This is a genomic window from Micromonospora sp. 4G55, from assembly GCF_016803375.1.
Map to the genome: position 1 here is coordinate 1 of NZ_JAEVHN010000442.1, position 5,245 is coordinate 5,245.

Annotated in this window: 5 protein-coding genes and 2 pseudogenes; 3 read left to right on the top strand and 4 right to left on the bottom strand. The window is 68.4% G+C overall.

Annotated features, from left to right (window positions below):
- Positions 1 to 200 precede the first annotated feature (200 nt).
- Complete coding sequence (locus JNW89_RS26825) at positions 201 to 1,148, bottom strand: hypothetical protein (RefSeq protein ID WP_238451123.1); 948 nt, start codon at positions 1,146 to 1,148, stop codon at positions 201 to 203.
- Positions 1,149 to 1,425: 277 nt separating this feature from the next.
- On the opposite strand from JNW89_RS26825, the gene JNW89_RS26830 reads away from it, so the two are divergent.
- Complete coding sequence (locus JNW89_RS26830) at positions 1,426 to 2,049, top strand: hypothetical protein (RefSeq protein WP_238451125.1); 624 nt, start codon at positions 1,426 to 1,428, stop codon at positions 2,047 to 2,049.
- Positions 2,050 to 2,133: 84 nt separating this feature from the next.
- On the opposite strand, the gene JNW89_RS26835 is transcribed toward JNW89_RS26830, so the two are convergent.
- A complete protein-coding gene (locus tag JNW89_RS26835) occupies positions 2,134 to 2,337 on the bottom strand; it encodes a hypothetical protein (RefSeq protein ID WP_238451126.1) in 204 nt (67 codons plus the stop codon).
- A gap of 160 nt (positions 2,338 to 2,497) precedes the next feature.
- Here JNW89_RS26835 and JNW89_RS26840 point away from each other — a divergent pair, with 160 nt between their 5' ends.
- Together JNW89_RS26840 and JNW89_RS26845 are read left to right on the top strand one after the other, a co-directional pair.
- A complete protein-coding gene (locus JNW89_RS26840) occupies positions 2,498 to 3,262 on the top strand; it encodes a hypothetical protein (RefSeq protein ID WP_238451127.1) in 765 nt (254 codons plus the stop codon).
- A 297-nt stretch (positions 3,263 to 3,559) separates the two neighbouring features.
- Complete coding sequence (locus JNW89_RS26845; RefSeq protein WP_309140032.1) at positions 3,560 to 3,913, top strand: DUF664 domain-containing protein; 354 nt, start codon at positions 3,560 to 3,562, stop codon at positions 3,911 to 3,913.
- 240 nt (positions 3,914 to 4,153) lie between these two features.
- On the opposite strand, the pseudogene JNW89_RS37375 reads toward JNW89_RS26845, so the two are convergent.
- Positions 4,154 to 4,423 (bottom strand): annotated as a pseudogene (locus JNW89_RS37375) (FAD-dependent oxidoreductase); the annotation flags it as partial.
- A 195-nt stretch (positions 4,424 to 4,618) separates the two neighbouring features.
- Positions 4,619 to 5,245 (bottom strand): annotated as a pseudogene (locus JNW89_RS26855) (VWA domain-containing protein); the annotation flags it as partial.

The window sequence follows — 5,245 nt, forward strand, 5'->3', positions numbered from 1 at the left end:
CCGCTCGCCGTATCAGCTTCGAGGACGCGCTCGCCTTCGAGAAGGTCCACGAACTGACCTACCGCGAGGTGGGATTCGATCTCTTCGAAGTTCCGGCAGACCCGCTTCCGGCCCGGGTGGCCGCAGTCCAGCAGTATGTCGATCGGCTGGGCAGCCTACGGTGAAGGCCTACTGTCATGGCCGCAGAGCGGGTGGTGTGACTAGTGGTGTCGCTCGGCGAGCGCGGTGAGTCGCTCGGTCGATATGCAGGAGACCATGCAGCGTTCCTTCGCAGTGTTGATGAGCTGCGCGGTCCAAGTGGTCAGCCCGCCGTCACCGAGGTCGATGGTCTGGCCGCGAACGTCGGCTCGTAGTCCGATCGCGATGCCAGTGTAGTAACCGGTCCCGTGGATTCGGGTGCTGTCCTCAACAACCGGAACCGCCGTCGAAGCGCCGGTCAACGCGGGGTGGATCGTGTCGTGGAGGCGTTCGGCGAGGACGTGGTGCCCGAACACGGTGACGGTGATCCGGGTGGCGGTGGTGGGCAACATCTCGGCCAGCACTAGCTGCCAAAACCTGACGTGGTCGATAAGCAGTTGAGCTTCGGTACGGCCGGAGCCGCGGTCGCGGGCGCTGGAGGCCAGGGCGAACAGCCGGAAATGGGCCGCGTTGCCGGGGTCGAATTGCTGGGCTCGCAGCACGCGGTGGCACGCGGCAAGGTCAACCCTGCCGTCGACGCACTGCTCGCGGCGGCGGGCGGCCGCCTCGATAGCAAGGGCATTGGTCGGATCGCTGAGCACCTCGGTGCCCCGGACTGTGCTCACTACGCGGTGCTGGTCGACCGGGGCGACTGCGGAACATGTTCCCAGCGGTGCCACGGGTGACAGTTCCACACCAGCAAACCTTTGCGGCAGGAGGCGCCACAGCTTGGCTTCGAGCTGGGCGAGCAACCGTGGATCGGACGTCGACGGCCGCACGAAGCGGTCGTGGCGCCAGCGCCTCAGTATCCGGGCCGGAGTGATCGTCCGCGCTCGGGCGCGGGCCACCGCCATCAGCATTGTCTGCAGATCGGTTGATGCCAGGCCGGTCTCTAACGCCTGCCGGGTCTCTGCGGGAACAACGCCCCAGACGCGGCGTTCGGCCGCGACGCCGGCCAGCTGATTGTCCATCGAACCAGGCTGACAGCACCGCCGAACGTAGTCACGCGACTTTCCCAACCGGCCGCCACACAGCTATCCTCTTCTGCCGCCGTGGGTGCGCCGGCCGCGGGCGGTCGTCACAGCGCGCGAGCCTCCTTGGCGCTGGCGACCCCGCTCATAGCCGACAAGAGGGTTCCCACGGCGAATCCGTGCCATCGAGTGTGTGGCCACCCGTCGGGCCGTGGCGGGCAGCCCACGTAATAGCGATGAATAGCGATGGGATCTTGGTTGTATTAGTCTTCGCGCCATGGCCTTGCGTCCGGACCAGTTCTATGACCACGCGGTGGCCGCCGCGGACAGCGAGCGGCGGCTTCCGCTGGCGCGCATGACGGGATGGGACATCAGCCCGTTCGAACAGGATGGATTGCGCGTTGCGCCACTGCGCCCGCCGGTGCTGCCCGAGCCCGCCCGGCACGGCGAGGATCCGGCGGAGTGCCGGAACTGTCAGGAGCGCGACGAGGGAATCTGGTTCAACGATCACTGGCGGCTGGCCCGTGTCCCGGGAGTGGGCGTGCCGCTGGTGCTGATGCTGTACCCGCGCGATCACTATGACATGGCGGATCTCCCCGACGATCTCGCTGCGGAGCTGGGACTGCTGACCACACGAATCGTCCGCCACGTGCAGGCTCTGCCGCACATCTCGCGAGCCCACGTCTACCGCATCGGCGACGGCGGCGCTCACCTGCACGTCTGGTTCTTCGCCCGGCCGGAGGGCCAGGCGCAGCTCTACGGATCCTGGCTGGTCGTCTGGGACGACCTCCTGCCCGAGTATCCCGCCGACGTCGCCGACGCGGACGCCGCGATCGTGGCTGATGCCCTGGTCGCCTCGCATGGGGGCCGCCGATCGGCCGCCACCACACCGCGTGCCTGACCGGCTGATCCGCAGCAGCAACCGCTCCCGTCACCGCCGCGCCGCCATCCTCATCTGCCGCTGAACATGCGCGACCCCTGCCAACTAAAGATGGTCGCAGTACGGAGAGCAACGACGGCCAAGGGCGTGGCCCAGGTCCCGCAGGAGGGTACCCAGCCGCTCGGCCTCCTCGGCGGTGGGCGGAGTGATGGCTACGCCAGCCGCGATGTGCTCTCCGGCCTCGTACAACGCGACGTACAGATCTTCGGCGGTTGCGTGGTCGAGCCGCAGAACGATGTCATCCCGCATGCGCGGACTCTAATCGCACGTCGTGCGGCACCGGTTGGCCAAGGTCGGGGTGCGCGGATCTGCCGCAGACCGCGCGCCCGGTCAGCGTCCGCAAGTAGCCGAGATGAGGATGCCTTCTTGTAGGCGCAGGAAGGGAGGCGACCCTTGAGATCTTGATACGGTGGGCGCCCGTTTGAGGAGGCTGGGCGTTACCGACGTTGCTGTTGAAGGGCCACGTCGCACCTATGCGGCGGTCGTCGCCACCGCCGCTGTCGCGCTGGGGCTGCTCGCGTTCGCTGCCGACTCTGTCGACGGTGTTGTGGGACAGGTCGTGATCACGCTTACCAGCAGTGGCCTCGCCTGGGGCCTGGCGGCCTTCCTGGCCGGCCGTGCGGCTGCCGGTGTCAGACGAGCCGCTGGCGGCGCTACCGCTCTACTGGTGCTGGCCACGCTGCTCTACTACCTGCTTGTGCTAGGGGTCAGCCGCCGATGGAGTGGGGGCTTCTTGGAGGACGGCACGTCGGCCGACCTGCAGGGTCTGCGCTCGGTCGCCATCATGACGACAGTGTGGTTGATCGGTTCTCTCGTCGCGGGACCGACGCTAGGGCTCCTTGGCCATGTCGTACGAGTCGGCGGAGTGTCGCCAGCAGCGCTGGCCGCTGGGGTCACGTGTGGGCTCCTGTCCGGCGAAGGTTGGCAGGCGATGGTGGAGGTGCCGCCCTGGCAACTGCTGCCGGTGGCCGACCCGTACCAAGCGGAGTTCATCCAAGGTGTTGTGATCTCGGAACTGCTCAAGATCGTGCTCCCGCTGGCCGTTCTGGTCTGGCTGGCCACGGCGCACCGTCTCTGGCTCGCGTGGCCGACCCTGCTCGTCGCCACGGCCTCCAGCGGCGTCCTGAGTGCGTTGCTGTGGTACGTGCTCGGCGCTGCCGCAAACAGCATCTGAAGGTGGCGGCGTAGACGGCAGGAAGGTTCATTAGGCGCACTGATCTGCCGCCGAGCGGGCGTCAGGGGCCGCACCTGCGAGACCGACAAGTCAGCCGACCGCTCGTGCCGATGTCCGCTAGTTGCTCCTGGGCGACGGTCTGGAATGCTTCGCCATGCCTTCCTACCCGCCTACCTTCGCCGACCAGGTCGTCGCACAGCCAGCCCGTGCCCAGGTCGAGGCGTTCCTCGACGAGCACCGCGGCGCGCTCAACGGCTGCTTGGACGGGCTGACAGAGGAACAGGTGCGCGATCGTTGGTGGCCTCCCGGACCACGCTGCTGGGTCTTGTGAAGCACGCGACTTTCGTCGAGAAGGTCTGGTTTGACGAAGCCGTCACGTGCCGGTCGCGCGCTGAGATCGGCATCCCTGCGACGTCAGACGAGTCGTTCATCCTCGATGACGACGACACGATCGCCACCGTCCAGCACGCACACCGCGAAGCCTGCGAAGCATCACGCCATGCGACGTCATCCCTGGGTCTGGACGACATCCTTCACGGGCACCGGCGGGGCCCGCTTCCGCTGCGGTGGGTGTATCTCCACGTGCTGCGCGAGCTCGCCCAGCACTGTGGGCACGCAGACATTCTTCGAGAGCAGCTCATCAACGAGTAGTGCGCGGACGTCCGCTCATGGCCGCGATCCGGGCGGGGGACTGCCCCCGGGGACTCGGGCCCAGGATAAGTTGCGCTCAGTAATCACGATCTCGGCCTGGCTTCGACAGTGTCAGTCGTAGAAGCCGATGACCGGATCGACGGCAGAGGCACCAGGCCGCCGGGGCCGGTCGTTGAACGCCTTGTAGACCTGTGCACGTTCGGCCGTACCCGGTTGGGCCCGTTGACCCGTACGCCGACAGGTTTCCGAGTCGTGCGCGACGAACTCGTCCTGGCCGATGCCGAGCCGGTCCAGCACGTCCAACGCGGTGTGTTCGAGACCGATCAGACCGCCACCGAGGTTGGCGGTGGCGGGCGCGGCTTCGTACACGTCGACGTCGTCGAAACCGGCCTGGAGCAGCAGGAGCGCGACGACGGGGCCGGTGAGCGATCCGCCGACCACGGCGATCCTCGGCTGACGGCTCTCGCCCGGCCCGCTGACGGCGGGGCGAGCGTGGGAGGTGTTTGTCATGGGACGGTTCCCTTCAATCGTGGGAACCCGGGCACGGCCTGTCGGCCGTGCCCGGGGTGCGCGAGGTGCGCGAGTGGCCGGGCAACCGCCAATGGCGGTGCAAGCAGGACGAGCGCGGGAGAGAAGGTGGCCCTCACCGCTCTCGGGCGATTCGCGGGAGCGAGTCCGGGGCGTCAGGTGGCTACTGGAGCCGGGTTAGGCCTGTTCGAGGGCGGTGACGGCGGCGTCAGCGATGCGGCCGATGGCCTGCACCGGGTCGGCCACCATCACGGTGGTGGTGTCGGTGAAGGTGTGCCCCTCGAGGTCGGCGGGGCGCAGCCACAGCACCGGGCAACCCGAGCGGTGCAGGATGGTGATCAACCGCTGTGGGGGGTCGATGTCGGGTAGGTCGCCGTCGGAGACGACGGCGAGCATCCGCAACCGGCCCGGCTGGCGCAGCTGCAGCACCTCGTCGGCGAGTTTCACCGCGTCGGTGAACGCGGCGCTGCCGCCGTCGGCGTTCAGTTCCAGCACCTGGGTGGGACGCTGCCGGGGTCCGACGAGCAGGGTGGCGTCGCTGCCGAAGGCGATCGTGGCCGTGACCGCGTCAGTGGTACGCGCAGCGTGGGCGAGGATCCACCCGGCCGACGACATCGGCGCCGCCCAGGGGTGCATCGAGAAGGACGCGTCGACGATCACCGCGAGGTGCAGGGTCGGCTTCGGCGGCGGCAGCTGCGCGCGGCGCTGCCAAGGTGCGGCGGTGGGCAGGGCACCGGCGGCGACCTGTGCCTTGGCGGTGATGGCGTGGCGGGTGCGCAGCCTGCCGGGCGGGACGGGGCTGGG

Coding starts and splice junctions, on each gene's coding strand:
- JNW89_RS26825 (WP_238451123.1), bottom strand. CDS start 1,148: ATGGACAATCAGCTGGCCGGCGTCGCGGCCGAACGCCGCGTCTGGGGC.
- JNW89_RS26830 (WP_238451125.1), top strand. CDS start 1,426: ATGGCCTTGCGTCCGGACCAGTTCTATGACCACGCGGTGGCCGCCGCG.
- JNW89_RS26835 (WP_238451126.1), bottom strand. CDS start 2,337: ATGCGGGATGACATCGTTCTGCGGCTCGACCACGCAACCGCCGAAGAT.